Source organism: Mycolicibacterium flavescens (assembly GCF_001722335.1).
GTDB classification, from domain to species: Bacteria; Actinomycetota; Actinomycetes; order Mycobacteriales; family Mycobacteriaceae; genus Mycobacterium; species Mycobacterium flavescens.
On sequence record NZ_MIHA01000021.1, the window covers coordinates 45,157 to 69,132 of the forward strand.

Here is a 23,976-nt window from a genome sequence, read left to right on the forward strand (position 1 = left end):
GCGTGTCACCGTGCCGACAGGAGCTTTTCGAGCTTGTCCAGCGAGGCCTTGTAACCCCACTTCATGCCGAACGCGGCCATCTTCGCCTTCGCGCCGATGTTGGTGATCGTGATCTGCAACTGCACGACGGTCTTGCCGTCGCGCTCGGTCAGCGTGATGTCGTTGACATGCTCGATCGTCGAACCGTCCTCCTCGCCCTCGGTCCACGATCGGGCGTCGTAGGTCAACCGCACACCGTTCTCGATGTGGGTGAACGTGCCGGCCATCGGCCAGCGGGTGCCCTGGTACTTGCCCATCTCCTGGCCGGCCTCCATGACGAGGTAGATCCGGCCGCCGACCGTGAGGTCGACCTCGCATTCGGGGATGAACGTCTTTTCCGGACCCCACCACTGGCGCAACATCTCCGGGTCTGTCCACGCCTGCCACACCGTCGCAATCGGGGCGGGGTACGCGCGTTCGAAGTTCAGGGTCTTGGTCTTCTTGAACAGCTGCAAGATCATGGTGTCCTCGGTTTCGGTTGTGGACGTGTGATTGCGTTGTGCGACAGAGCGTTCAGGGTTTGTCACGCTCGGTCATCGACTCCAGGAAGTCGCCGAGCGAGTCGAGCCGCGACTCCCACAGCTGGGCGAACGACTCGGCCCATCGACCGATCTCCTCGAACGGCGCCGCCTCGAGACGGTAGATCCGCTGCCTGGCCAAGGCCTCACCGGTGACGATGCCCGAATCACCCAACACGCGAAGGTGTTTGCTGACCTGTGGCTGGCGGATCTCGAGTCTCTCGGCGATCTCACCCACGGAAAGCGGTCCTGCGCGCAGCAATTCGACGATCTTGAGACGACTTGGCTCGGCCAGCGCGCCGAAGGTCGTCGACTGCATGACACGAAGCTAACCGCCACGACATATTCCTGTCAAGGAATACGTCGTGCAGTGCTCAGTCGTTGGATCGCGACCTGCCCAGACGCCACTTGGTCTTCTTCGGCGTCTGGTATGCGTCGTGCTTCCAGGCGTCCCACATCACTTCGTTCTCCGCCTGCACCGGGCTGTTCGTCACGTTCCATCCCAGGCGTTCGGCTTCGCCTGTGCACCAACGGATCAGCGAACCGTCGGCGCCGATCTCCTCGGCCAGCGCGACCCGCTCCTCGGTGCCGAGGCCGTCGCTGAACGCCTGCATCGCGTTCTTGAGGCGCCAGTAGGGGACCGCGCCGTCGAACTGGCGGCACAGCTCGAGCAGCTCCCGGCGGGCGCGATCGAGGAAAGCCGCCCCCTCCCCGTCTGCTTGTGCCTCGATCTCCGCGGTGACGCGGGGCTGGGGGACGTCGTCGGCGGCGACCTCCGGTTCACGGCGCGAAGCGCGCAGCTCCTCGAGCTCGGCCACCGCGGACAACGCGGTCTCCCGCCACCACGCGACGTGATATTCGAGCAGCATGGCCTCGCAGTCGGGGCATACCCTGTCCGGTGAGCGGCCGGAATCGAGGCGCGTCGGGCGCTGCAGCGCCCGCCCGCACAGCGCGTGATCGTCGCGCCGGTTCAGGTAGTCCCCGTGGTGCACCACCGAAGCGGAAGCTTCCTGCAGGTAGCTGTGGGGCGGTTCCACACCAGCAAAAGTAGTCCAACCGCTTTGACTGAGCTGTCAGTTTTTGCAAACGGCCGGAGTCTCAAGTTATTTCGCCGCCCCGCAACGGGGCCGGATCGGCGACGGGCCCCGCGGGGTTTGTCCCCGTCGGGGTAGGGGTAGGAGCACGGCATGAACAGGCATGCCATCGTCGCCATCGCCGCCCTCGCAACACCGGCCGTCGTCCTGAGCGGATGCGCCAACGAGTCGTCGGACACCGAAGCGACCACCACGACAAGCGCCGAGTCCGGCGCGCAAGCGCTGACCACCGAGCTCAAGACCGCCGACGGCACCTCCGTCGCCAATGCGACCATCGACTTCACCGACGGCTATGCGACCGTGACCGTCGAGACCACGGGGCCCGGCGCCCTGTCTCCGGGCTTCCACGGTCTGCACCTGCACACGTTCGGCCGGTGTGAGCCGAACTCGACCGCTCCCGATGGCGGACCCGCCGGCGACTTCAACTCGGCGGGCGGGCATCTGCAGGCCCCCGGGCAGACCGGTATGCCCGCCAGCGGAGACCTTCCCCGCTGCTGGTGCGCTCCGACGGTGCCGGCCGGCTCGTCGCGACCAGCGACGCGTTCACCGAGGACCAACTCACCGGCCCGGACGGATCGTCGATCATCCTGCACGAGGGCGCCGACCTGCCCGGCGCCACCAAGGGGGCCGACGTCAAGCTGGCCTGCGGTGTGATCAGCCCCGCCAGTGCGACTGCCTCGGTTTCGACCGTCACCTCCACATCGGTGGTCACGACGACCGCCGTCGCGCCCCCGCCGCCCGCCACCGTGACCGAAACACCGCCGCCGACATCGCCGTCGCCGACGACAACGACGGTCAGCCCGCCGACCGAGACCAGCACCGTCACCGAGACGACGGTGACCACCACTGCGGTGCCGAGCCCGACTTCGGAGAACCCGCCTACGCCGTGACGGCTCAGGTCACCGGCTCGAAGGTGAAGTGCCGCCACTCCAGCTCGTAGTTCTGCAGGCCGTGGCGTTCGAGGCCGTCCTCGAGTAGCAGCCGGTTCCTGCGCTGCTCGCCCTGGACCCGGGGATCGAGGGAGACCGTCCCGCTGTGCGTACGACACCGACCCCGACAACGCTGAGTGCGAGTCGTCTCGGCATTTCGGTATTCAACCCGCAGCGCACAGGAGCACCGCAATACGGGCGCATCCCCGCCGACATTCTGCGTTCATTTACCGATCGGCCGCGGCGTGACAAATATGTCAAAACCCGGGCCTCGGTCCGATTTATGCGCACGTCGGAATATGGCCGTCGCAATGGCGTATAGGGCGCTCGGCCAAGTTTGCTCAGCGGTTCCGACTTCAGGCTCCGGATCTGTCCCAGCAACCGCCGTCAAGTCGGAATTCCCCCGGTGCAAGTCCAGAGGCGATACCCCTGGCGAGTCGGTCTCAAACCCACCTCAGGGGAACTTGTTCGCCACATCGGAAGCCGGCCGGGTGCGCATTTCGGCGGACACCGAATCACGCACGCAGCGATGACCGGGCCGCCGGAGCGCTTCTCTGGGCGAAGCGCTCGGAACCGCCGCGCCGACGACGTGCGAGCGGCCGTGTCCCGGTACGTCGACAGGGCCGATCCCACGCTCTACCAGCGAATTCCGGGTGGCCCCTCGCTGGGGCGGGATCGCGGCGTTATCGCACCGCAATGGGCTCGTGACCAGACGACCTCCGTCGTCCGTCACTTTCAGCGAACCCGCCCGAGGGAATGGAGGTAGGAAATTCAGCACGGTCGAAGTTTGGGCTGAAATGGTCATACAACGGCGCGTATGTATCTGTCTCAGCAAAGCCGGATGGTTTGCGTTCCCGGAGGCCGAGTCCCGATTGTCTGATGCGTCCGGAAGCCGATCTTGTGCCGGCGTTGTCACCCATTCTGCACCGCGCCGGCCGTCTCAGCTAACTTCGCCGCGCGGCGTTGCCGAAAGCGGGCGTCTTACGCGCTAGACAATTTGCGATGCATCAGTGGCAATGCATTTCTTCCTTTGCCTTGGCGTGGTAATTTCTTTGCTGTCTCAACAGCCCTATGAGGGGGATCACATGAAACTCGCAATTCGTCCATATGTGACCACCGGTGTAGCGATCGTTGGAGCCAGCGTGATCACGGTGGCTCCGGTGAACGTGGTCCCTACCGCGTCGCCCCAACAGAATGTCGCGCCGAGATCGGTCAGTAACCAACCGCTGGAGCTCACCAGCCTCAGCAGTGCGCTCAACTACTACGCCGGCCAACTCGGCCAGCTCACTCAGTTCGCGATCGGCGGCGCCGGTGATCTGACCCGGTTCGCGATCGGGGGTACCGGCGATCTCGTGCAGTTCGGCATCGGTAGCGCCGGCGACCTGACGGAGTTCGGCCTCGGCGCCGTCGGTGACGCGGTCCAGGGTGCCCTCGGCAACTTCACCGGCAACGTGAACCGCACGGCCGCATCGGCCAGCCTGGTTGGCCCGCAGGCGGTGAGTGCGGGTGATGCCGGTGATCTGATTCAGTTCCTGTTGGGTGAGTTGGGTCAGGCGGTGCAGTTCGGTATCGGTGGTGCCGGTCAGTTCACCCAGTTCTTGTTGGGTGGTCTGGGTGATCTGACGGAGTTCGGGATCGGTGAGCTCGGTAACGGTGCGGAGTTCCTGCTCGGTGAGACCGGTCAGCTGGTGCAGGCGCTGCTCAATCTGATTGTCGGGTTCCTTCCGGCGGCTCCGGAGCCTGAGGCGCCGGAACTGTTGGCGGCCAGCTTGGTTGGCCCGCAGGCGGTCAGTGCGGGTGATGCCGGTGACCTGGTTCAGTTCCTGTTGGGTGAGTTGGGTCAGGCGGTGCAGTTCGGTATCGGTGGTGCCGGTCAGTTCACCCAGTTCTTGTTGGGTGGTTTGGGTGATCTGACGGAGTTCGGGATCGGTGAGCTCGGTAACGGCGCGGAGTTCCTGCTCGGTGAGACCGGTCAGCTGGTGCAGGCGCTGCTCAATCTGATTGTCGGGTTCCTTCCGGCGGCTCCGGAGCCTGAGGCGCCGGAACTGTTGGCGGCCAGCTTGGTTGGCCCGCAGGCGGTCAGTGCGGGTGATGCCGGTGACCTGGTTCAGTTCCTGTTGGGTGAGTTGGGTCAGGCGGTGCAGTTCGGCATCGATGGTGCCGGCCAGTTCACCGAGTTCGTCGTGGGCGGGCTCGGCGATCTGACGCAGTTCGGGCTCGGTGAGCTCGGTAACGGCGCGGAGTTCCTGCTCGGTGAGACCGGTCAACTGGTGCAGGCGCTGCTCAACGTGATCGTCGGGTTCCTCCCGGCGGTTTCACCGCCCGAAGAGGTGGAACCGTTGGCCGCCAGGGCGATAACCGCGCAGGCCGAACCCGGTGACGCCATCCAGTTCGCGCTCGGCTCGCTCGGCGAGATCGGGGAGTGGGCCATCGGCGGCACCGGCGACCTGGTGCAGTTCGGTATCGACGGTACGGGGCGCCTGGTGCAGTTCGGTATCGGCGGCACCGGTGATCTGGTCCAGTTCGGCTTGAAGGGCGTCGGCGACGCGACCGAAGCCGTGCTCGGCGCGATCGGCAAGGCCATCCAGAACGCGCTCACCCCGCCGGGAGCCGGCGCAGTCGGCACCCTGGATGTGTCGGTCGACGAGGCCTCGGAGATCCCGAACTCGGTGCGCACCTCGCTCGCGGCGGGTGGGGCCGAGGCGCAGCCCGCCGCCGGTGCCAGGTCGGCCGCTGTCACCAACACGGCTGTCACCAACAGGGCAGTCACCAACACGGCAGCCGGCGACAGCGCGGCGGGCACCGGAACGTCGAACACCGGCGGAACGGGCGTTGACAACGCGGCCGACGATTCGGGGGATACCGGCGACACCAAGCCGGCCAAGAAGCCGACCAACAAGAAGAAGGTCAACGACAAGAAGGTCACCACCGACACGTCTGCCTCCGACGACACCGACAGCGACGACTCCTCGAGTTCGTCGACCGGCGGCTCGTCGACCGGTGGTTCGTCGACCGGCGGTTCCGCGGGCGGCAGCTCGGCGGGCGGTGGCTCTGACTCCGGCGGCGGCTCCGGCTCCGGCGGCGGCTCCGGATCCGGCGGAGGTTCCGGGTCCGGCGGTGGCTCCGACTCCGGCGGCGGTGACTCGGAGTAACTGATCGCATACCGCGAATCGGCCCCTTCCACTCGTTGGAAGGGGCCGATTCTGCGTCGGCGTCAGAACGGGTACATTCGTGAATGGCCGTTCACATCCGAGGGGCCGGAGACCACCGACATCCCGCTCCACCGGAGGTGAGCCAGTTGCGTTCAGTGCTCAGCACGCTGACCGCCGCGGTGATCGCGGCGTTGACATTCGCCGCCCCCGCGGCAGCCGACGAGGCCGAATTCCTGCGGAAGCTGCAGGACCAGTACGTCTACCTGACGCCCGACCAACTCCTCGCGGCGGGCCACCAGGTCTGCGCGGCGGCGCGCCAGGGCGTCCCGGCGTCGGAGTCGGTGATGATGGTGCGCGACCTGCTCGGCACCTCGGTACCGGCGGCGGGCGACATCGTCAGCACCGCCGTCGTCGAACTCGGGTGCTGAACGCTCGCGACAAGCTTTGGTAACGAGCCGATCAAGCGGCGCGCGCCACCCGTGAACCGCCCGCTGTCGCTGCTAACTTGCCCCGCATAGGTGACCGTGCGACAGATGGGTGTGGCTGCGATCGTGAGGCGTTCGCTCGGCAAGTTCTGCAGTGTGCTGTTGACGGCGCTGCTGCTGGCTTCGGTGGTTCAGATACCAACGGCCGCAGCGTATTCGCGTGACGGACTGCCCGTCGAGGTGCTGGAGGTGCCGTCGCCGTCGATGGGCCGCAACATCCGCGTGCAATTTCAGGGCGGCGGACCGCATGCGGTCTATCTGCTCGACGGACTTCGCGCGCAGGAGGACGCGAACGGGTGGGACATCAACACCGGCGCGTTCGAGTGGTTCTACCAGTCCGGCGTCTCGGTGGTCATGCCCGTCGGCGGACAGTCCAGCTTTTACACCGACTGGTACCAGCCGGCGACCGGCAGCGCGGGCACCGTCACCTACAAGTGGGAGACGTTCTTGACCCAGGAACTCCCGGGGTGGCTCGCCGCCAACCGGGGACAGTCGCCCACCGGCAACGCGGTCGTGGGGCTGTCGATGTCGGGCAGCGCGGCGCTGAACCTGGCCACCTGGCATCCGCTGCAGTTCATCTTCGCGGCGTCGCTGTCGGGCTACCTGAACCCGTCAACGGGGTTGTGGCCCACGCTGATCGGGTTCTCGATGAAGGATGCGGGCGGCTACAGCGCGACCAACATGTGGGGCCCGACGTCGGACCCGGCGTGGCGGCGCAACGACCCGATGGTCAACATCCCCACGCTGGTTGCCAACAACACCGCGCTGTGGGTCTACTGCGGCAACGGCGCGGTCTCGGACCTCGACGCCGGCGCGAACTTCGGCGCCCAGTACAGCGCGCAGTTCCTGGAGAACATCACGCTGTCGACGAACAAGGAGTTCCAGCGCAAGTACCTGGCGGCCGGCGGACGCAACGCGGTCTTCAACTTCCCGACCGACGGCACCCACAGCTGGGGGTACTGGGGCGCGCAGCTGCAGGCGATGAAGCCCGACCTGCTGCGCATCCTCGGCGCCGCACAGCCCTGACCCGGAAGCCGCCAAGCAAACCGGGCCTCGACGCCCGAGAATGATCATTAGCAAATCGCAATCAGCGATTTATGATTCCGTCACCAAACCCTGACAGGGTTCGGCTGTGCGCTCGATCATGATCAATCGTGCCCGTCAGCGGGCCTCGGCCTGCATGGCGGTGGCCGTCGCGCTGACCGTGCTGTCGGCGACACCGGCCGCTCAGGCTGAACCGAGATCGGTCACGGTTAACACCGGATCCGGCGAGCTCAATGTTCGAGCGGCGCCGTCGGCAAACAGCAAGAAGATCGGCTCGGTCGCCGACGGCAGCCGGGTCGTGATCGTCTGTCACGCCCGCGGGGCCGAGTTCGCGGGCGGCCCCTACCGGCTGACGACGAATCTCTGGAACCGCCTCGACACCGGCGGCTACGTGACCGACGCGATGCTCGTCACCGGGTCCAACGACGCGGTGGTGCCGCGCTGCGAGGATGGGCCGACACCGCGCGCAACGACCGGCGAGACGGCCGCGGCGAACACCGAGAAACCCGGCACACCCGGCTGGGCAGCGCTGGAGAAGTGGCATCAGGTCTCGAACAGAAAGCACTACCCGGCGCTGCGCGGGCCGCTGCGGGACTGGGCGGCGTCGGCGCGCGCCGCGGGTTGGACGGTGGTCACGACGCCTGAGCCGCGCGCGATCGTCGTGTTCGCGCCCGGCGCCGACGGGGTGCCCGCCTCGGGCCACGTCGCCTGGGTGGACACCACGGACGTGCGCGGCCGCGACCGGTACCTCGGAATCACCGAAGCGCACAAGACCGGCGACGGGTTGGTCGTCTGGTCGGCCAGGGAGGTGAGGCATGCCGCCGGGATGTCGTACATTTTGCTCCCCTGACCGGCGCGTTCGTATCCCCGCCGGTGCGTCGGGTCAGCACAGTCAGCTACCCTGTTGCGCGGGTTCAGACTGCAGCCTCTCGTTACCGGCCATGACCGCTACGGTGGTTGCCAAACAAGAGGTGAAGCTTGGACGGACAACTTTGCACCGAGTCCTGGGTGGACCAGGTGGCGGTCGTCACCGCCTCCGGCGATCTGGACATGCTGACGGCTCCCCAGTTGCGGGAGGCCATCGCGGCGGCGCTGGCGAAGAACCCGACGGGCCTGGTCGTCGACCTGACTCCGGTCGAGTTCCTCGGGTCGGCCGGCATGCAGGTACTGATGGAGACGCACAACCAGACCGACGGCACCGAGACCCGCTTCGCGGTGGTAGCCGAGGGACCCGCCACCAGTCGACCGTTGAAGATCACCGGGATTGCCGACGTGATCGGGTTATTCTCGTCACTCGACGCGGCGCTCGAGAATCTTTCTGCGTGAGCGCGCGACCGAAGGGGTAACCAGACGGCATCATGAACGCTCCTACGGAACTCGGGTTTTCTTCCAACGGCCGCGCCGACGCGCAGACGGTGGCCGAGTTCCGCAATGCCTTCGCCCAGTGGCTGCGGGAGAACTTCGCGCTCGACGCCGAGCGATTCAACGATGTCCTGCTGGCGGTCAACGAGGCGCTGACGAACTCCGCGGAGTTCGCCTACGTCGACCGTCCCGAGGGCGGCACGATGTCGGTGACCGCCCACTACAACGCCGCCGACCGCCGCCTCGTCGCCGTCGTGGCCGACCAGGGCGCCTGGCTTCACAAAGAGCCTGACGGCACCCCGAACACCCGCGGGCGCGGTATCGAGCTGATGGAAGCGCTGTCCGATCGCGCCACCATCGACCGCACCCCGACCGGCACTCAGGTGCGCCTCGAATTCAACGGCTGCCCGCTTTCCTCGGAAGAGCCGTTCGCCACGTCGGCGTAACCGGCATCTCTTTGTTTGCTTCGCCCGCGGCGTGGGTACAGGCGGCTAACTGAGTCGATCCGCAGGAAGCGAGCGCTCATGTCTGTTGCGGCGATCCCCCGCCCGGTGTCAGGGCCGGGGCGACGGCTGACGGTGACCTGCGGCGCGTGGGCGGGCCCGGGTGCGGCGAACGTGACCATCTTCGCGACCGGTGAGGTCGACGCCGCCAACGCCAAGGAGTTCTCGCTCGCGGTGTGCGAGGCCGTCGGCGACGCCGAACGAGTCCTGCTCGACCTGTCCGCGCTCGAGTTCATCGCGATCGACGCCGTCGCGGCCCTGCACGCCGTCAACGCCCACCTGACCCGCGCGGGAGTGCCGTGGTCGGTGCTGCCCGGTGCGGCGGTCGCCCGGGTCCTTGCGATCTGCGACCGCGAGCACGTCATCCCGCTCCTCGATGCGGGCCCGACAGCGCGCCGCGGCGAGACCGTGCTGCGTCTGGTACAGCCGGCCTGACACCGATGTGACCGACGAGGCTGCTGTTGTCTCTTTGCTGGCGTGTCGGTATGTGATCTACCGCTCACTTTGTCCGGCAAGGCTAAGAGTTTGTGATTCCGCGTGCGCTGTCGGCCTGTGTGAAGAGCGTTGCGGGACAGGCATTGTCACTGATCAAAGCGCCAATCCCGGTTGCTCCCTAGAGATAACGAACAGGTAACGGGAAGTTTTCTAAGTAGTGTCTGAGAGGTTCCCGCGGACAACGGCGGAACCGGGTTCGCGGCACGGCGGCTTGTCGTATTTCGTCGCTAGACTCGAACAAGAACCGCGCCGCCTTGGCGCGAATTGACTTGAACTCGAAGGCCGGTGCACGTCATGCCGGCGGAGGTACCGAAAACTATGGCTGATCTTTTTTCGCGCGCAAGTGCTGACAAGCCCGGCACCAAACGCACGGATCCGAACGCCACCACGTTGGGCGCCACCGATGTGCGCCGCGGCGCCGTCGGCGACATCGCGGTCACCACGACCGGCCGCATCCTGACCACCCATCCCGGCGACGACAGCGTCGCTGTCCTGAACGCCCGCACCTTGGCGGTCGAGTCGATCATGGCCGTGCACGGGGAACCGTTCGCCGTGGCCGTACACGACGACCGCGCCTACGTGAGCACGTCGTCGTGGACCCACAAGGACGAGGTGACGATCATCGACACCACCTCCAAGGCGGTGCTCGCGTCGTACCCGCTGACCGAGAACGTGACCGCCCTGGCGGTCAGCCCGGACGGCAAGCGCGTCTACGCCGGGCGCACCGGTGACGGCCACATCGACGTCGCGGTCATCGACGTCACCGCCGAGCGGGTGGGCACCATCGACGTCGCCACCGGCGCCGGCATCGGCATCGACGCGCTGGCCGTCGACCCGGCCGGAACCCGTCTCTACATCGCAACCACCGACGCCCGCGGCAGCGCGGTCGTGATCGTCGACGTCGAGACGGCCCGCGTCGAGCACGCCGTGCGCATCGGCGCGCCGATCCGCGACATCGCGATCAGCGGCGACACCGGATATGTCCTGAGCTCGGACCGCGCCCGCGGCGGCGTGCTCCACGTCGTCGAGCTGGCGACCGGCCGCATCACCGGGATCGTCGACCTCGGCGGCGCCCCGACCCAGCTGGCCGTCGGCGCCGACAAGTCCAGGGCCTACGTCGTCGACTACGACCGTGTGGTCGTGGTGTGCACGCTGACCCTGCAGGTCATCGACGCCCTCACCGTCGGCGCGCGGCCGTCCTGCGTGACGGTCGACTCGCACAGCGGCCCGCTCTACGTCGCCGACTACGACGGCCACGTCACCGCGTTCGCCGTGGAGATGACGATGCCGCTGCTGTACTCGGAGTTCATGGCGACCGACCCGATCGTCGCCGACCACCGCGAACTGGAGCCCGTGCACGCCTGACGGTCAGCGCCACTGATAGCGGGTCTTGGGCCGGCCGGCCTTGCCGTAATCGGTGTGCCGGGTCAGGACGCCGTCGTCGGCGAGCCGTTCGAGGTAGCGCCACGCCGTCACCCGCGACACCCCCACCAGTCGTGCGACGTCGTCGGCGGTGACCCCGTCCGCGGAATCCCGTACCGCGCGCGCGATCTCGTCGTTGGTGCCCGGCGCCGTGCCCTTGGGTGTCGAACCCTTCGCCGGGCTGACGCGCAGTTCGGCCAGCGCGCGGTCCACCTCGGCCTGGCTGGCGGCCTGGGTGCCGGCGGGCAGCGCCCGCCGGTAACGCCGGTAGCCCTCCAGCCGGTCGCGGAACGCGGCGAATGTGAACGGTTTGAGCAGATACGCAAGCGCCCCGTGGCCCACCGCCGCCCGCACCATCTCCAGGTCACGCTCGGAGGTGATCGCGATGATGTCGGGCGCAGGCACCAGCCCGGACAGTGCCTTGGCCAGCGCGATTCCGTTCGCATCGGGCAGCCCGATGTCCAGCAGCACCAGATCGACCGGGGCGTCGGTGGCGGCCGCGGCCGACGCGTGCCGCATCGCGTCGCGGGCGGTGTGGGCGACCGCGCTCACCGAAAAGCCGGACAGCCGAGCGAGATACGTCTGATGGGCCTCGGCGATCAGCGGCTCGTCCTCGACGATCAGCACGTTGATCACGACGCCTCCGGCACGGTCACCGTCACCACCGAACCGTAGGTGACGTCGGTGGTCAGGGTGCCGTGGTGGCGGGTGACCACCTGCGCGACGAGCGCCAGCCCGAGACCGTGATGGTCGGGGTCGCTCTTCGTGGAGTATCCGCGCTGCGTCGCCCTGGCGAAGGTGTCGAGGTCCATGCCCGGCCCGCTGTCGGCCACCCGCAGGATCAGCGTGCCGTCGACCATCTGCACGGTGACCTCGACCCACGGGTCGTCGCGGTCGCAGGCGTCCATCGCGTTGTCGATCAGGTTGCCCAGCACCGTGACCATCTCCGAACCGGTCAGCGGGACGCGGTCGCTGTCGGACGGCAGCCGGGTGTCCTCGGTGACGGTCAGCTCGATGCCGCGTTCGTCGGCCTGCGCGGTCTTGCCCAGCAGCAGCGCGACCAGAGCGGGTTCGCCCACCGCGGCCGACAGCCGGTCGACAAGCCGCTGGGTCAGTTCCAGTTCGTCGGTGGCGAACCGCACCGCCTCCTCCTGGCGGCCCATCTCCACCATCGTGACAACGGTGTGCAGCTTGTTGGCGGCCTCGTGCGCCTGCGAGCGCAGCGTGTCGGTCAGCACCTTCAGCGAGTTGAGTTCACCTAGGGCGCCTTGTAATTCGGTTCGATCGCGGATCGTGACGACCTCGGAGTCCGGGACGGCGGTCGCGACCTGCGAGCGGTTGACCACCAGCACCCGGTCGGCGGTGACATGCACCTCGTCGCGGACACCGGGGTCGGCGCTGCGCAGGAAGTCGGGCAGATCGGCGCGGTCGACGGGTCCGGGCGGCAGCGCCAGCAGCCGTCGCGCCTCGTCGTTGACCAGGGCCACGCCGCTGCGGTCCAGCACGAGCAGGCCCTCGGAGACCGAGTGCAGGATCGCGTCGTGGTGTTCGTACATCACCCGCAGCTCGTCGGGTCGCAACCCGTGCGTCTGACGCAGCAGCCGCCGCCGGATGAGCCAGACCCCGGCCAGTGAAATCGCCAGCGCGGCAACGGTTACAGTGACGATGACCGGGACCTGCGAGCGCCAGCGATCGGCCAGGCTGGTCTGCAGGATGCCCGCCGAGACCAGCCCGACGATCCGGCCCGCGTCGTCGCGCACCGGCGCCACCGCGCGGATCGACGGTCCCAGGGTCCCGGTGTAGGTCTCGGAGAACGTCTCACCCCGCAGCGCGGGTTCGACGGTGCCGATGTACTTGGCGCCGATCTGCTCCGGGTCGGTGTGGGTGAACCGGGTGCGGTCGGGCGCCATGATCGTGATGAACGCGATGTCGGTCTGTCTGCGCACCGCCTCGGTCACCGGCTGCAGAACCGCAGTGGCCCTTCCGGATTCGATGGCCGCCGCGGTCGACGGTGAATCCGCCAGCGCGGTGGCGATCCCGAGCACCTGCTCGCGGGCCGCTGCGTCGCCGTCCCGGCGGGCGTCGAGCAGCGCCAGCGCGCTACCGGCGAGCACGATCACCGCGATCACCAGGATCTGCAGTGCGATCGCCTGGGTCGCCAGCGATCTGGGCCGCCACCGGTTCACCGACACCTCCTGCGCTGAACGAAATGAACTAAAGCGTGACCTGGCTCACGCCGGGGTCGACCCTACTTGCAGACCGCGTTCCGTGACTGGAGGTACAAATGACCGTCCTCGACCGCCCGACCGCGCCCGAGCCGGAACAACCGGCCCGCCGCCGCGACCGCACCCACTGGCTCTACATCGCGGTGCTGATCGCGGTGTTCGCCGGCGTCGCGGTCGGTATCCTCGCCCCGGACGTCGGCACGAGCGTCGGCGTGCTCGGCACCATGTTCGTCGACCTGATCAAGATGATGATCGCGCCGGTCATCTTCTGCACGATCGTGCTGGGCATCGGCTCGGTGCGCAAAGCCGCCACCGTCGGCAAGGTCGGCGGCCTGGCGTTCGTGTACTTCCTGCTGATGTCGACGTTCGCGCTGGCGATCGGGCTCGTCGTCGGCAACATCCTGCACCCGGGTTCCGGGATGAACCTCACCGAGAGCGCCGCGGGCAAGGGCGCCGAGCTCGCCGAGAAGGCGCACGAGGCAGGCGGTCTGATGGACTTCGTCGCCGGCATCATCCCCGAGACCCTGTTCTCGTCGCTGACCGCGGGCAGCGTCCTGCAGGCGCTGTTCGTCGCGCTGCTCGTCGGGTTCGCGCTGCAGGCCATGGGGTCAGCCGGCGAGCCGATCCTGCGCGGCATCGAGCACCTGCAGAAGCTGGTGTTCAAGGTCCTGGTGATGATCCTGTGGCTGGCCCCGATCGGCGCGTTCGGCGCGATCGCCAACGTCGTCGGCCAGACCGGCTGGACCGCGGTGACCCAGCTGCTCGGGCTGATGCTGGGCTTCTACGTGACGTGCGTGCTGTTCGTGTTCGGCGTGCTGGGCGTGATCCTGCGGACGGTGTCCGGGGTGTCGATCTTCAAGCTGGTCCGCTACCTGGCCCGCGAGTACCTGTTGATCGTGTCGACCTCGTCGTCGGAGTCCGCGCTGCCGCGGCTGATCGCCAAGATGGAGCACCTCGGTGTGGACCGCAGCACCGTCGGCGTCGTGGTGCCCACCGGATACTCGTTCGACCTGGACGGCACCGCGATCTACCTGACGATGGCGTCGCTGTTCATCGCCGGCGCGCTGGGCGACCCGCTGTCGCTGCCAGAACAGATCGGGCTGCTGGTGTTCATGATCGTCGCCTCCAAGGGCGCCGCGGGTGTCACCGGCGCCGGGCTGGCCACGCTGGCGGGTGGACTGCAGAGCCACCGGCCGGATCTGCTCGACGGTGTCGGGCTGATCGTCGGGATCGACCGGTTCATGTCCGAGGCACGCGCGCTGACCAACTTCTCCGGCAACGCGGTCGCCACCATCCTCGTCGGCTCCTGGACCAAGACCATCGACCGCGAACGTGTCGACACCGTGCTGCGCGGCGACGATCCGTTCGACGAGTTGACCATGGTCGACACCGGCCACGACGCGCCTGCGGCGCAGCGCGAACCCGCCACCGCCTAGCCGCGCATCGAGACTGCGGGCAGGTCGGCATCCGCGATCTGCCCGCAGTTTCGGTGTTTTCACCACCGCGTTGAACCCTTCCGGCGACTTGCTCGTCGTACCGCGTGACGGCCACCGGGGCCGCGAGAACATGAAGGGAGCGCGTCATGCGCGCAACGCTGTTACTGATGACGGGATTCGCGGCGGCGGCCTGCGGGCTGATGCTCGGGCCCACGGCGACGGCGTCGGCGGCCGAGTCCGCGCAGCTGACCATCGCCACGCTCGAGGCGCAGGGTTTCGATGTGCGGGTCAACAAGATCGGCAGCGCCTCGCTCGACGAGTGCGTCATCACCGACATCCGGAATCCGCGTGAGCGAACGGAATTGGTGCGTCGCGGTAACGACCTCATCCAGGTCGTCGCGCAGCGGTCCATCACCGTCACCGCCGACTGCTCGCGGCGGTGAGCTACGAGAAAGCCCGGCCGAATGATCCTCGGCCGGGCTTTTTCGTTTGCAGGTCAGCGTTCGTAGGTCAGCGCGAGCAGTCCAGCGACACCGACACCGGTTGGCTGGTCACCTGCGGCACCAGGAACCGCTGGCCGCGGGCGCCGGGCCCGATGTAGGGCACCAACTGCCCGAACTGCTGCGGGTTGCGAACATTGGTGACCACGCAGTCCTCGATCGGGCCGGTGCCGATGCGGTCGATGGTCACCGTGTAGCCCTCGGACTGCAGCTTGCTGATCACCTCGGTCGCCGACTGTTGCTGTGCCGAGGCCACCGCCGTCGTCGCCGCCAGCAGCCCGGCCACGCCGGCCGCGGCGGCGAGCACCCGTATCGTCCGCATTGGACCATTGTGCGCCATCAGCGTCCGGACGCCGCCTTTTCCCCTGGCGAGCAGACGCAGAATCGCATCACTTCGGGGCTGTTTACGCGATTCTGTGTCTGCTCGCGGGGAGAAGTGGTGTAGACCTGCAAGTAGAACGTGTTCTAGTTTCGCGGGAGGAGCGACCATGGTTCTGCGAGTGGTGCAGTGGGCGACCGGCGGGGTCGGCGTCGCCGCCATCAAGGGCGTGCTCGACCACCCCGACCTCGAACTCGCCGGCTGCTGGGTGCATTCACCGGACAAGGCGGGCCGCGACGTCGGCGAGCTCATCGGCACCGAACCGCTCGGCGTGATCGCGACCAACAGCGTCGAGGAGATCCTGGCCCTCGACGCCGACGCGGTGATCTACTCGCCGCTGCTGCCCGACCCCGACCAGGTGGCCGCGCTGCTGCGGTCCGGCAAGAACGTCGTCACACCGGTCGGCTGGGTGTACCCCAGCGACCGGCAGGGCGCCCCGCTTCGCGAGGCGGCGCTGGCGGGCAACGCGACGTTACACGGCACCGGGATCGCGCCCGGCGGGATCAGCGAGAAGTTCCCGCTGCTGTTCTCGGCGTTCTCGACCGGCGTGACTTTTGTTCGCGCCGAAGAGTTCTCCGACCTGCGCACCTATGAAGCCCCCGATGTCGTGCGGCACGTGATGGGGTTCGGCGAGGTGCCCGACAAGGCCCTCTCGGGCCCCATACAGAAGCTGCTCGACGGCGGCTTCATCCAGGCGGTGCGGATGATCGTCGACAAGGTCGGGTTCGCCGCCGACCCGAAAGTGCGTTCGTCGCAGGAGATCGCGGTGGCCACCGCGCCGATCGAGTCGCCGATCGGCGTGATCGAGCCGGGTCAGGTCGCGGGCCGAAAGTTCCACTGGGAGGCGACGGTCGGCGACGAGCCCGTCGTGCGGGTCACGGTGAACTGGCTGATGGGTGAGGAAAACCTGGACCCCGCATGGGATTTCGGTCCCGAAGGGCAACGGTACGAGATGGAGGTGCGCGGCAATCCGGACGTCTCGATCGTGGTCAAGGGCTTCCAGTCGGTCGTCGGGGGCGAGGGCCCCGAGTACGGGATCGTCGGAACCGCCGCGCACTGCGTGAACTCGGTGCCCGCGGTCTGCGCCGCCGAGCCGGGGATCGCGACGTATCTCGACCTGCCGCTGCTCAGTGGGCGCGCGGCGCCGGACCTGGCCTGACCGCGCGGGCCGTCGCCTGGCACACTCACGGGCTGTGACGAGACGAGCACTGGTGCTCGCCGGTGGCGGGCTGGCGGGAATCGCGTGGGAGACGGGCGTGCTGACCGGGATCGCCGACGAATCGCCGGCCGCCGCCACGGCGCTGCTGGCCGCCGATGTGCTGGTCGGTACGTCGGCGGGGTCGGCGGTGGCCGCCCAACTCGGCAGCGGACTGGACATGCCCGCGCTGTTCGACCGGCAGATGTCGGCGGAGTCGGCGGAGATCAACCCCGGTACCGGGATCGAGGAGATCACCGAGCTGTTCCTGTCGGCGATGACCGCGCCCGGTTCGAAGGCCGAGAAGCTGCAGCGGATCGGCGCGATCGCGCTGACCGCCGACACCGTCACCGAAGCCGTCCGCCGCGAGGTGATCGAGCACCGGTTGCCGTCGCACCAATGGCCGGACCGCGAGCTGCGGATCACCGCGATCGACACCGCCACCGGTGAACTGGTCGCGTTCGACCGGTCCTCGGGTGTTTCGCTGGTCGACGCGGTCGCCGCCAGCTGCGCGGTGCCCGGCGTGTGGCCGCCGGTCACGATCGGCGCCCGCCGGTTCATGGACGGCGGCGTCGGCAGCACGGTCAACATGGCCGTCGCCGACGACTGCGACGCGGCAGTCGCGCTGATCCCGCAGGGTGAGGCGTCACCGTCGCCGTGGGGTGCCGGCGCCGTCGAGGAGGTCGCCGCCCGCAACGCGTTCGCGGTGTTCGCCGACGACGCGTCGCTGGCCGCGTTCGGTGTCAACCCGCTCGATCCGGCGTGCCGGGCGCCGTCGGCTCGGGCCGGCCGCGTGCAGGGCCGCACGGTCGCCGCGCGGGTCGCCGACTTCCTCGGTGTCTAGTGTCCTGAGTCGAAAGTTCAGACACAGCAGTGCGCGGGATTCGGACCGGCCACATGGTGTCGACGTTCTTCTCGCGGCCCAGATGACCCATGACGATGTACTGCACCCGATTCAACGACTCACGACACTAGCGGCCGGTGTCTAGTCCTCGCCGACGACGCCCGCGGGCCGGTTCTCGAGCACGTCGAGCGCGGCGGCCGCAAGCTCCACGCCGATCTCGATGACCTCCGCGGCGCGGTGGAAATCCAAACTGCGGCAAGCGGATCGGGGCACCTCGATCAGCAGGTCCGGAGGATAGCCGGCCAGCTGGTGGCGGGCCAGGGCCGCCTGGGCGATATCGATCGTGCGGTTCATCACCTCGAAACTGCCGAGCTTGGGCACCGTGGCGTCCCGGGTGGACTCGGCCTCCTTGGTGGCGTCGACGAGTTCTACGGTGCTGTCGCCCTCGCCGGCGCCACGGTCGGCGGTCTGGTCGGTACCGAAGCGGCCGAGCACCGCGTTGGACTCGAACAGCGCCGTCGTGCTGCGCCAGACCCGCGACAACCATTCGGTCCTGGCGCGCGAGCCCGGTTCGGCCGGCTCCTCGGCGCCGGCGGCCTCGCTGCCCGCCAGCGACACCGCGATCGTGAGGTCGGCGTTGACCGCGGCGATCGGGGCCATCGGCAGCGGTTCGAGGATGCCGCCGTCGGCGAGCAGCCGACCGTCGAGCAGATGCGGGGCGATCACGCCGGGGATCGCGATCGACGCGCGGATCGCGGCGTCGACCGGGCCGCGCTGCAGCCACACCGACTTGCCGGCGATCAGATCCGTCGTCACCGCGGTGTAGGGGATCGACAGGTCCTCGATGCGGACTTCGCCGAGGATGTCGCGCACGGCGTCGAGGATCTTCGTCGCGCGCAGCACCCCGGCCGCGGTGATCGACGGGTCGAGCAGGCGCAGCACCGCCCCCTGGGTCAACGACCGCGCCCATTCGGAGAAATCGTCGAGCTTGCCCGCCGCGTGCAGCCCGCCGACGAGCGCGCCCATCGAGGACCCGGCGACACCGACGATCTCGTAGCCGCGGTCCTGCAGTTCCTCGATGACGCCGATGTGGGCGTATCCCCGGGCGCCGCCGCTGCCCAGCGCCAGCGCTACCCGCTTGCCAGCCATGCCGTCATTGTGCGCCGGTTCAGCCGCACAGGGCCTCGGCGGCGGCCTGCACCGCGACGATGACCGCCGCCTGCCGCGGCGGTGGCAGCTGTGACCACGGGGTGTCGTAGGTCCCGGGACCGGCCGCGTCGGTGGACTGCAGCATGCCGAGGTACGGCTCGATCTGGGTCTTCGGGTCGCCGCCGCGCTCGTCCATCCACTGCTTGGCCGCGGTGCAGGCCTTGGAGTACTCCTCCTCGGTGGACTGGGCGGGCGCGCCGACCGCCGTCGTGACCCCGCCGGGGGAGACCGCGACGGATCCGGGCGCCGCGGTCGGGGTCTCCTCGCCCGCCGGGGCGGTGGTCGCCGGGGACGACGTGGGCGCCGCGGTGTCCGTGCCGCCGCCGGTGTCCGACGAGCACCCGGCGATGACGAGGGTGAGGGCCGCCGCGACGGCGAATGCGAACTGCCTGCTCATGTCGGTCAATCTAAGCTGATCGCTCCCGGCGCACGGGGCCGCGGTCGACTTGCGCTCACGGTGAATGTTTGTCGCGCGACCGGGACCGGCGCGTTGGCCTGCGCCGATGCCGCAGCGGGCGGCGCGGTGAGCAGCAGGCGCTGGCGACGTGCAAGGTGTTGGTCCACACTGGCGGCCGTGACCAGTGGACGCCGGGAGTGTTGTCGGGCTTAGCGCCCCGTCCCTTCCGTTCGCACTCCCTGGAGCCCCCCATGGCCACGCCTGCCTTGTCCCTCCCCTTCTCGTCCACCATTCCCGCGGTTTCCGCGCCGACCCGGTTGCGGCTGCCCGATCTGCTGCTGGCCACCGACCGCGCCGCCGACGACGTGCTCAGCGGCCGCTACGACCACCTGGTGCCCGACGGCGGCCCACCCCGCGACGAGCGGTGGTTCACCCGGCTGCACGGCGACGACGAACTCGACGTCTGGCTGATCAGCTGGGTGCCGGACCGCTCGACCGAACTGCACGACCACGGCGGCTCGCTCGGCGCGCTGACCGTGATCTCGGGTGCGCTGCGCGAAACCCGCTGGGACGGTGAGGCGTTGCGTCGCCGCCGGCTCCACGCCGGGGATCAGGCCGCGTTCCCGCTCGGGTGGGTGCACGACGTGGTGTGGGCTCCCGACCGGTCCGAGCCGATCCAACTGGCTCCCGCCGCACCGTCGGAGCCGACGTTGAGCGTGCACGCCTACTCGCCACCGCTGACCGCAATGTCGTACTACGAGGTCACCGAGCGCAACACGTTGCGCCGCAACCGGACCGAGCTGACCGACACGCCGGAAGGATGACCATGGCAAGTCGGATCGACACGGTCCTGGCGGACGCCCGCGCGCGGCTGCGCCGGCTGACGGCGGCGGAGGTGCCCGCGGCGCTGGAACGCGGCGCGCTGCTGGTCGACATCCGGCCGCAGGCCCAACGGGACCGGGAAGGCTCGGTCGAGGGTGCGCTGGTGATCGAGCGCAACGTGCTGGAGTGGCGCTGCGACCCGACCAGCGACGCGCGGCTGCCGCAGGCCGTCGACGACGACGTCGAGTGGGTGGTGCTGTGCTCGGAGGGCTACACGTCGAGCCTGGCCGCGGCGTCGCTGCTGGACCTCGGACTGCACCGCGCGACCGACGTCATCGGTGGGTACCACGCACTCAAAGAGGTTGTCGGCTAGGCGCTTTCGTCGTTGGACAGCAGCGGCCGCAGGCGCTGGGTCTTCTCCGGTGTCCACCCCGGCGGCTGCAGTACCGCGGCCCAGCCGTCGGCGACGTCCTTGACGTAGACGTGACCGTGTCCGTCGGGCACGTCGACGGCCACCGCCATGTCGGCCGACACCTGCAGGAACGTCACCACCGGAATCCACTGCACGCGCCCCAGGACGTCGTAACCGCGGGGTTCTTTGAGCCAGTCCGGTTCGGAGAACAACAGATCCGGACTCCACCAGGCGATCGGGTCGGACGCGTGCTGCAGGTAGACCACCCGCGGCTCGTACCACGGGTCGTCGGGGCGCCCGAGATCGTCTGCGCGGGCCGCGAAGCGGACGCTCTCGCCTTTGTCGTAGATGGGCAGCCACATCGGCGAACCCGGGTCGCGGTCGCGGGTCAGCTGGTTCCAGATCGTGTTGTTGAACGTGGGGCCGCTGAACAACGCGCCGTCGGTGCGGGCCACCAGGTTGTTCAGCGCCAGGAACGGGGCTTCCCCGCCGAACGATCCGAGGCTCTCGCCGAACACCACCAGCCGTGGGCGGTCACCCTCGGGCATCGCGCGGACGAGTTCGTCGACGGCTTCGAACAGCGCCTGCCCGGCCTGGCGGGCGTTCTCCTTGTCGACCAGGAACGACAGCCAACTCGGCAGGAACGAGTACTGCATCGACACGATCGCGGTGTCGCCGTTGAACATGTACTCCAGCGTCGCGGCCTCGGCCTCGTTGATCCAGCCGGTGCCGGTGGTGGTGGCGACCGCGATCACCGCGCGGTCCAGTCCGCCGGTGCGCTGCAGTTCTTGGGCGGCCAGCGCCGCGGTCTCGCGGATGCCGTCGGCCGAATGCAGACCGGCGTAGGCGCGGATCGGCTCGATCGCCGGTCGTCCGTTGAACTCCGACAGCTCCTCCACCGTCGGCCCCGCCGAGACGAACACCCGGCCCTGGTGGCCCAGCGACTCCCACGTCACCAGCGATTCCGGGCCGCCCGAACGCAGCGGCGACGCCGGCGCCGCGAAATCCGGGTCGGCCTCGTCGTTGACCGCCGCGAACGTCTTGTTGATGGTGTCCATTGCAAAGCGCACCACGATGCCGTTGAGCAGCGCGATCGACAATGCCAGCAGCAGCACCACCACGACCACGGCCGAGACCCGCGGCGGCGCAACACGTTCGAGCTGCCGCACCAGGAACCGCACCAGCCTGCCGATCAACTGTCCGACCTCCACAAGCACGAACAGCGTGACGATCGACAGCACCGCGGTCAGCGGATGGCCCCAAAAGCTCATCCGCGCAACGCCGATGAGGTCGCGTACCTCGTCCTGCCAGGTGTGGAAGTAGACGATCATCAGGATCTGGCCGACGACGCCGATCACCACCAGCGCGATCCACGCGACGCGCGGGGCGGGCGGGCTGGTGTCGCGCGAGAGCATGTAGCGCATCAGCCACACCAGGAAGACGCCGAGCCCGTACCCGAAAGCCCCGGCGCCGCCGCTGACCAGACCTTGGAACAGCGGGCCGCGCGGGAGCAGCGATGGTGTCAGCGAGAACCAGATGAACACCAGCCCGAGCGCCGTGCCGGTGAACGTGTAGTGCCGAACCCACCACGGCTTGCCGGACTTGTCGGCCTGCTGCGGCGGTGCCTGCACCGCCGGGGCGGTGTCGTCGCGGGTGTCGGTCACCCCCGCAGATTAACGGTGGCGGAAGTTCGCCGGGCGCTTCTCGGTGAACGCGGTCATGCCCTCGGTCTGGTCCTCGGTCGCGAATGCCGAATGGAACAGCCTGCGTTCGTAGAGCAGTCCTTCGGCCAGGGTGGTCTCGAACGCGCGGTCGACGGCCTCCTTGGCCATCCGCGCCGCCGACAGCGACATCCCGGCGATGGTCTTGGCGACCGCGTTGGCCTCGTCGAGCAGCGCGTCGGCGGCCACCACCCGGGACACCAGGCCGGCCCGTTCGGCCTCCTCGGCGTCCATGTTGCGGCCGGTCAGGATCAGGTCCATCGCCTTGGCCTTGCCGATCGCCCGGGTGAGGCGCTGCGAACCCCCCATACCCGGCAGTACGCCGAGTTTGATCTCCGGCTGACCGAATTTCGCGGTGTCAGCGGCGATCAGCAGATCGCACATCATCGCCAGCTCGCAGCCACCGCCGAGCGCGTAGCCGGCGACCGCGGCGATGGTGGGAGTGCGGGTGGCCGCGAATTTCCCCCAGGCGGCGAAGAAGTCGCTGCTGTAGACATCGGCGAACGTCAGGCTCGCCATCTCCTTGATGTCCGCGCCTGCGGCGAACGCCTTCTCGTTGCCGGTCACGATGATCGCGCCGACGCCCGGATCGCTGTCCAATTCGGCTGCGGCGGTGGTGACTTCAACCATCACCTGGCTGTTGAGCGCGTTGAGCGCCTTCGGCCGGTTCAGCGTGATGGTGGCCACCCGGTCGTCGCGGGTGACGAGGATGGTCTCGTAGTCGGTCATCAGAACTCCAGTTCGCGGTCAGCCGGCGCGAAGTAGGCCTCGACGTCGGCGGGGGTGACGGCCGCCAACGAGGCAGGCGACCACTTCGGGTTACGGTCCTTGTCGACGACCTGGGCGCGGATGCCCTCGACGAAATCGTGCGAGCGCAGCGAGGCGCACGAGGTGCGGTACTCCTGGCGCAGCACGTCTTCGAGTGTGTCGAGTTTCGCGGCGCGGCGCAGGGCTTCCAACGTGACCGAGACCGAGACCGGTGAGCGGGTCTCGATCAGGTTGGCCGCTTCTTCGGCGTCGCCGCCGTGCTCGCGCAGGGCGGCGACGATAGCGACGGGCGTCTCGGCGGCGTAGCACCGGTCGATCCAGTCCCGTTGTGCGGCAAGCTTGCTGGCCGGCGGTTCGACGGCGAAGGCGCTCAGCGCGGCGTCGACCCCGTCGGCCAGGATCGCCTCCTTGAAGTCGGCGAGCTTCTCATGCGGCACGTAGTGGTCGGCGAAGCCGAGCGCAATCGCGTCGGCGCCGTCGAAGTTCGCGCCGGTGAGCGCGGCGTGAAAGCCCAGCAGGCCCGGGGCGTGCGACAGGATCCGGGTGCCGCCGACGTCGGGGATGAAGCCGATGCCGACCTCGGGCATCGCCATCCGGGTGGTGTCGGTGGCCACCCGCACGCTGCCGTGGGCGCTGACCCCGACTCCACCGCCCATCACGATGCCGTCCATCAACGCCACATACGGCTTGGGGAACCGGCCGATCGCGGCGTTGAGCAGGTACTCGTCGTACCAGAATTCGCGCGCCTCGCGGCCCTGCTCGGCGCCCTCGGCGCGGGCGCTGTGGTAAAGCGCAACGATGTCGCCACCTGCGCACAGGCCGCGCTCACCTGCGCCGTCGATCACCACGGCGGAGACGTCGTCGTTGGTCGCCCAGTCGGCGAGCGCCTGCGCCATCGCGGTCACCATCGCGTGGTTCAGCGAATTGATGGCCTTCGGCCGGTTGAGGGTGATCAGCCCGACGCCGCGGTCAACAGTTACTAGGACATCCTCGTTTTCGCCCACGAGTATGCAATCTAGAACGTC

The 23,976-nt window shown here is 68.5% G+C and carries 25 protein-coding genes and 2 pseudogenes; 15 read left to right on the forward strand and 12 right to left on the reverse strand.

Annotation, left to right across the window (positions count from 1 at the left end):
* Nucleotides 1-5: 5 nt before the first annotated feature.
* From BHQ18_RS23265 to BHQ18_RS23275, 3 genes are read right to left on the reverse strand one after another with little or no spacing between them, the layout of a single operon-like run.
* The gene (locus BHQ18_RS23265) at nucleotides 6-500 is read right to left on the reverse strand and encodes an SRPBCC family protein (RefSeq protein ID WP_069416020.1); all 495 of its coding nucleotides are present in this window, start codon (nucleotides 498-500) and stop codon (nucleotides 6-8) included.
* A gap of 52 nt (nucleotides 501-552) precedes the next feature.
* The gene (locus BHQ18_RS23270) at nucleotides 553-876 is read right to left on the reverse strand and encodes an ArsR/SmtB family transcription factor (RefSeq protein WP_069416021.1); all 324 of its coding nucleotides are present in this window, start codon (nucleotides 874-876) and stop codon (nucleotides 553-555) included.
* A gap of 55 nt (nucleotides 877-931) precedes the next feature.
* Nucleotides 932-1,594 carry a hypothetical protein gene (locus BHQ18_RS23275; protein WP_234794281.1) on the reverse strand — a complete coding sequence of 221 codons (663 nt, stop codon included), beginning with the start codon at nucleotides 1,592-1,594 and terminating at the stop codon, nucleotides 932-934.
* A 150-nt stretch (nucleotides 1,595-1,744) separates the two neighbouring features.
* On the opposite strand from BHQ18_RS23275, the pseudogene BHQ18_RS23280 reads away from it, so the two are divergent.
* Nucleotides 1,745-2,541: pseudogene (locus BHQ18_RS23280) on the forward strand (superoxide dismutase family protein).
* Nucleotides 2,542-3,587: 1,046 nt separating this feature from the next.
* Here the strand turns inward: BHQ18_RS23280 and BHQ18_RS29920 are convergent.
* Nucleotides 3,588-4,847 carry a hypothetical protein gene (locus tag BHQ18_RS29920; protein WP_131815729.1) on the reverse strand — a complete coding sequence of 420 codons (1,260 nt, stop codon included), beginning with the start codon at nucleotides 4,845-4,847 and terminating at the stop codon, nucleotides 3,588-3,590.
* Between BHQ18_RS29920 and BHQ18_RS29925 the strand changes: the two genes are divergently transcribed.
* The 8 genes and pseudogenes from BHQ18_RS29925 to BHQ18_RS23320 all read left to right on the forward strand — a co-directional run bounded on the left by BHQ18_RS29925 (nucleotide 4,764) and on the right by BHQ18_RS23320 (nucleotide 10,986).
* Complete coding sequence (locus tag BHQ18_RS29925; protein ID WP_131815730.1) at nucleotides 4,764-5,732, forward strand: hypothetical protein; 969 nt, start codon at nucleotides 4,764-4,766, stop codon at nucleotides 5,730-5,732. The two genes, BHQ18_RS29920 and BHQ18_RS29925, sit on opposite strands and share 84 nt — an antisense overlap.
* 155 nt (nucleotides 5,733-5,887) lie before the next feature.
* On the forward strand, nucleotides 5,888-6,160 hold the full coding sequence (locus tag BHQ18_RS23290) for a DUF732 domain-containing protein (protein ID WP_084294303.1): 273 nt from the start codon (nucleotides 5,888-5,890) through the stop codon (nucleotides 6,158-6,160).
* A 105-nt stretch (nucleotides 6,161-6,265) separates the two neighbouring features.
* Nucleotides 6,266-7,240 (forward strand): annotated as a pseudogene (locus BHQ18_RS23295) (esterase family protein); the annotation flags it as partial.
* A 109-nt stretch (nucleotides 7,241-7,349) separates the two neighbouring features.
* On the forward strand, nucleotides 7,350-8,111 hold the full coding sequence (locus BHQ18_RS23300; RefSeq protein ID WP_234794282.1) for a CHAP domain-containing protein: 762 nt from the start codon (nucleotides 7,350-7,352) through the stop codon (nucleotides 8,109-8,111).
* A gap of 128 nt (nucleotides 8,112-8,239) precedes the next feature.
* On the forward strand, nucleotides 8,240-8,587 hold the full coding sequence (locus BHQ18_RS23305) for an STAS domain-containing protein (RefSeq protein WP_069416023.1): 348 nt from the start codon (nucleotides 8,240-8,242) through the stop codon (nucleotides 8,585-8,587).
* Nucleotides 8,588-8,619: 32 nt separating this feature from the next.
* Entirely contained in the window at nucleotides 8,620-9,069 is a 450-nt protein-coding gene (locus BHQ18_RS23310) for an ATP-binding protein (RefSeq protein ID WP_069416024.1), read from the forward strand.
* 78 nt (nucleotides 9,070-9,147) lie between these two features.
* Nucleotides 9,148-9,561 carry an STAS domain-containing protein gene (locus BHQ18_RS23315; RefSeq protein ID WP_131815731.1) on the forward strand — a complete coding sequence of 138 codons (414 nt, stop codon included), beginning with the start codon at nucleotides 9,148-9,150 and terminating at the stop codon, nucleotides 9,559-9,561.
* A gap of 378 nt (nucleotides 9,562-9,939) precedes the next feature.
* On the forward strand, nucleotides 9,940-10,986 hold the full coding sequence (locus BHQ18_RS23320; protein ID WP_109789390.1) for an MmpL3/TtfA transport complex stabilizer: 1,047 nt from the start codon (nucleotides 9,940-9,942) through the stop codon (nucleotides 10,984-10,986).
* A 3-nt stretch (nucleotides 10,987-10,989) separates the two neighbouring features.
* On the opposite strand, the gene BHQ18_RS23325 is transcribed toward BHQ18_RS23320, so the two are convergent.
* Nucleotides 10,990-11,679, reverse strand: coding sequence for a response regulator (locus BHQ18_RS23325; RefSeq protein ID WP_069416026.1), 690 nt, complete (start codon nucleotides 11,677-11,679; stop codon nucleotides 10,990-10,992).
* Nucleotides 11,676-13,229, reverse strand: a complete 1,554-nt coding sequence (locus BHQ18_RS23330; protein WP_069416065.1) for a sensor histidine kinase — start codon at nucleotides 13,227-13,229, stop codon at nucleotides 11,676-11,678. Before BHQ18_RS23330 ends, BHQ18_RS23325 begins: the two co-directional genes overlap by 4 nt.
* 98 nt (nucleotides 13,230-13,327) lie before the next feature.
* On the opposite strand from BHQ18_RS23330, the gene BHQ18_RS23335 reads away from it, so the two are divergent.
* Nucleotides 13,328-14,704 (forward strand): cation:dicarboxylate symporter family transporter, encoded by a 1,377-nt coding sequence (locus BHQ18_RS23335; protein ID WP_069416027.1) that lies wholly within the window; start codon nucleotides 13,328-13,330, stop codon nucleotides 14,702-14,704.
* Nucleotides 14,705-14,850: 146 nt separating this feature from the next.
* On the forward strand, nucleotides 14,851-15,147 hold the full coding sequence (locus BHQ18_RS23340; RefSeq protein WP_069416028.1) for a hypothetical protein: 297 nt from the start codon (nucleotides 14,851-14,853) through the stop codon (nucleotides 15,145-15,147).
* 67 nt (nucleotides 15,148-15,214) lie between these two features.
* Here the strand turns inward: BHQ18_RS23340 and BHQ18_RS23345 are convergent, their stop codons facing one another.
* On the reverse strand, nucleotides 15,215-15,526 hold the full coding sequence (locus BHQ18_RS23345) for a hypothetical protein (RefSeq protein WP_069416029.1): 312 nt from the start codon (nucleotides 15,524-15,526) through the stop codon (nucleotides 15,215-15,217).
* 166 nt (nucleotides 15,527-15,692) lie between these two features.
* Here BHQ18_RS23345 and BHQ18_RS23350 point away from each other — a divergent pair, with 166 nt between their 5' ends.
* Both BHQ18_RS23350 and BHQ18_RS23355 read left to right on the forward strand, forming a co-directional pair.
* Complete coding sequence (locus tag BHQ18_RS23350) at nucleotides 15,693-16,742, forward strand: NAD(P)H-dependent amine dehydrogenase family protein (protein ID WP_069416030.1); 1,050 nt, start codon at nucleotides 15,693-15,695, stop codon at nucleotides 16,740-16,742.
* Nucleotides 16,743-16,776: 34 nt separating this feature from the next.
* The gene (locus BHQ18_RS23355; protein ID WP_205866175.1) at nucleotides 16,777-17,622 is read left to right on the forward strand and encodes a patatin-like phospholipase family protein; all 846 of its coding nucleotides are present in this window, start codon (nucleotides 16,777-16,779) and stop codon (nucleotides 17,620-17,622) included.
* 141 nt (nucleotides 17,623-17,763) lie between these two features.
* On the opposite strand, the gene BHQ18_RS23360 is transcribed toward BHQ18_RS23355, so the two are convergent.
* Together BHQ18_RS23360 and lpqV are read right to left on the reverse strand one after the other, a co-directional pair.
* Nucleotides 17,764-18,771 (reverse strand): patatin-like phospholipase family protein, encoded by a 1,008-nt coding sequence (locus tag BHQ18_RS23360; RefSeq protein ID WP_069416032.1) that lies wholly within the window; start codon nucleotides 18,769-18,771, stop codon nucleotides 17,764-17,766.
* 19 nt (nucleotides 18,772-18,790) lie between these two features.
* Complete coding sequence (lpqV, locus tag BHQ18_RS23365; RefSeq protein ID WP_069416033.1) at nucleotides 18,791-19,228, reverse strand: lipoprotein LpqV; 438 nt, start codon at nucleotides 19,226-19,228, stop codon at nucleotides 18,791-18,793.
* Nucleotides 19,229-19,479: 251 nt separating this feature from the next.
* Here lpqV and BHQ18_RS23370 point away from each other — a divergent pair, with 251 nt between their 5' ends.
* Both BHQ18_RS23370 and BHQ18_RS23375 read left to right on the forward strand, forming a co-directional pair.
* Nucleotides 19,480-20,052 (forward strand): cysteine dioxygenase, encoded by a 573-nt coding sequence (locus BHQ18_RS23370; RefSeq protein ID WP_084294297.1) that lies wholly within the window; start codon nucleotides 19,480-19,482, stop codon nucleotides 20,050-20,052.
* Between the two features lie 2 nt (nucleotides 20,053-20,054).
* The gene (locus tag BHQ18_RS23375) at nucleotides 20,055-20,423 is read left to right on the forward strand and encodes a rhodanese-like domain-containing protein (RefSeq protein WP_069416034.1); all 369 of its coding nucleotides are present in this window, start codon (nucleotides 20,055-20,057) and stop codon (nucleotides 20,421-20,423) included.
* On the opposite strand, the gene BHQ18_RS23380 is transcribed toward BHQ18_RS23375, so the two are convergent.
* The 3 genes from BHQ18_RS23380 to BHQ18_RS23390 are packed head-to-tail and all read right to left on the reverse strand — an operon-like array spanning nucleotide 20,420 to nucleotide 23,955.
* Nucleotides 20,420-22,093 (reverse strand): alpha/beta hydrolase, encoded by a 1,674-nt coding sequence (locus BHQ18_RS23380; RefSeq protein ID WP_069416067.1) that lies wholly within the window; start codon nucleotides 22,091-22,093, stop codon nucleotides 20,420-20,422. The two genes, BHQ18_RS23375 and BHQ18_RS23380, sit on opposite strands and share 4 nt — an antisense overlap.
* Before the next feature lie 42 nt (nucleotides 22,094-22,135).
* Nucleotides 22,136-22,912, reverse strand: coding sequence for an enoyl-CoA hydratase (locus BHQ18_RS23385; RefSeq protein ID WP_069416035.1), 777 nt, complete (start codon nucleotides 22,910-22,912; stop codon nucleotides 22,136-22,138).
* Nucleotides 22,912-23,955 (reverse strand): enoyl-CoA hydratase/isomerase family protein, encoded by a 1,044-nt coding sequence (locus BHQ18_RS23390; RefSeq protein WP_069416036.1) that lies wholly within the window; start codon nucleotides 23,953-23,955, stop codon nucleotides 22,912-22,914. The genes BHQ18_RS23385 and BHQ18_RS23390 overlap by 1 nt, the downstream gene beginning before the upstream one ends.
* Nucleotides 23,956-23,976 lie beyond the last annotated feature (21 nt).

What these genes read in the sequence shown, in the direction of transcription:
- BHQ18_RS23315 (WP_131815731.1), top strand. Translation starts at nt 9,148, where the DNA reads ATGTCTGTTGCGGCGATCCCCCGCCCGGTGTCAGGGCCGGGGCGACGG.
- lpqV (WP_069416033.1), bottom strand. Translation starts at nt 19,228, where the DNA reads ATGAGCAGGCAGTTCGCATTCGCCGTCGCGGCGGCCCTCACCCTCGTC.
- BHQ18_RS23335 (WP_069416027.1), top strand. Translation starts at nt 13,328, where the DNA reads ATGACCGTCCTCGACCGCCCGACCGCGCCCGAGCCGGAACAACCGGCC.
- BHQ18_RS23350 (WP_069416030.1), top strand. Translation starts at nt 15,693, where the DNA reads ATGGTTCTGCGAGTGGTGCAGTGGGCGACCGGCGGGGTCGGCGTCGCC.
- BHQ18_RS23385 (WP_069416035.1), bottom strand. Translation starts at nt 22,912, where the DNA reads ATGACCGACTACGAGACCATCCTCGTCACCCGCGACGACCGGGTGGCC.
- BHQ18_RS23360 (WP_069416032.1), bottom strand. Translation starts at nt 18,771, where the DNA reads ATGGCTGGCAAGCGGGTAGCGCTGGCGCTGGGCAGCGGCGGCGCCCGG.
- BHQ18_RS23320 (WP_109789390.1), top strand. Translation starts at nt 9,940, where the DNA reads ATGGCTGATCTTTTTTCGCGCGCAAGTGCTGACAAGCCCGGCACCAAA.
- BHQ18_RS23310 (WP_069416024.1), top strand. Translation starts at nt 8,620, where the DNA reads ATGAACGCTCCTACGGAACTCGGGTTTTCTTCCAACGGCCGCGCCGAC.
- BHQ18_RS23340 (WP_069416028.1), top strand. Translation starts at nt 14,851, where the DNA reads ATGCGCGCAACGCTGTTACTGATGACGGGATTCGCGGCGGCGGCCTGC.
- BHQ18_RS23375 (WP_069416034.1), top strand. Translation starts at nt 20,055, where the DNA reads ATGGCAAGTCGGATCGACACGGTCCTGGCGGACGCCCGCGCGCGGCTG.
- BHQ18_RS23370 (WP_084294297.1), top strand. Translation starts at nt 19,480, where the DNA reads ATGGCCACGCCTGCCTTGTCCCTCCCCTTCTCGTCCACCATTCCCGCG.
- BHQ18_RS23270 (WP_069416021.1), bottom strand. Translation starts at nt 876, where the DNA reads ATGCAGTCGACGACCTTCGGCGCGCTGGCCGAGCCAAGTCGTCTCAAG.
- BHQ18_RS23265 (WP_069416020.1), bottom strand. Translation starts at nt 500, where the DNA reads ATGATCTTGCAGCTGTTCAAGAAGACCAAGACCCTGAACTTCGAACGC.
- BHQ18_RS23345 (WP_069416029.1), bottom strand. Translation starts at nt 15,526, where the DNA reads ATGCGGACGATACGGGTGCTCGCCGCCGCGGCCGGCGTGGCCGGGCTG.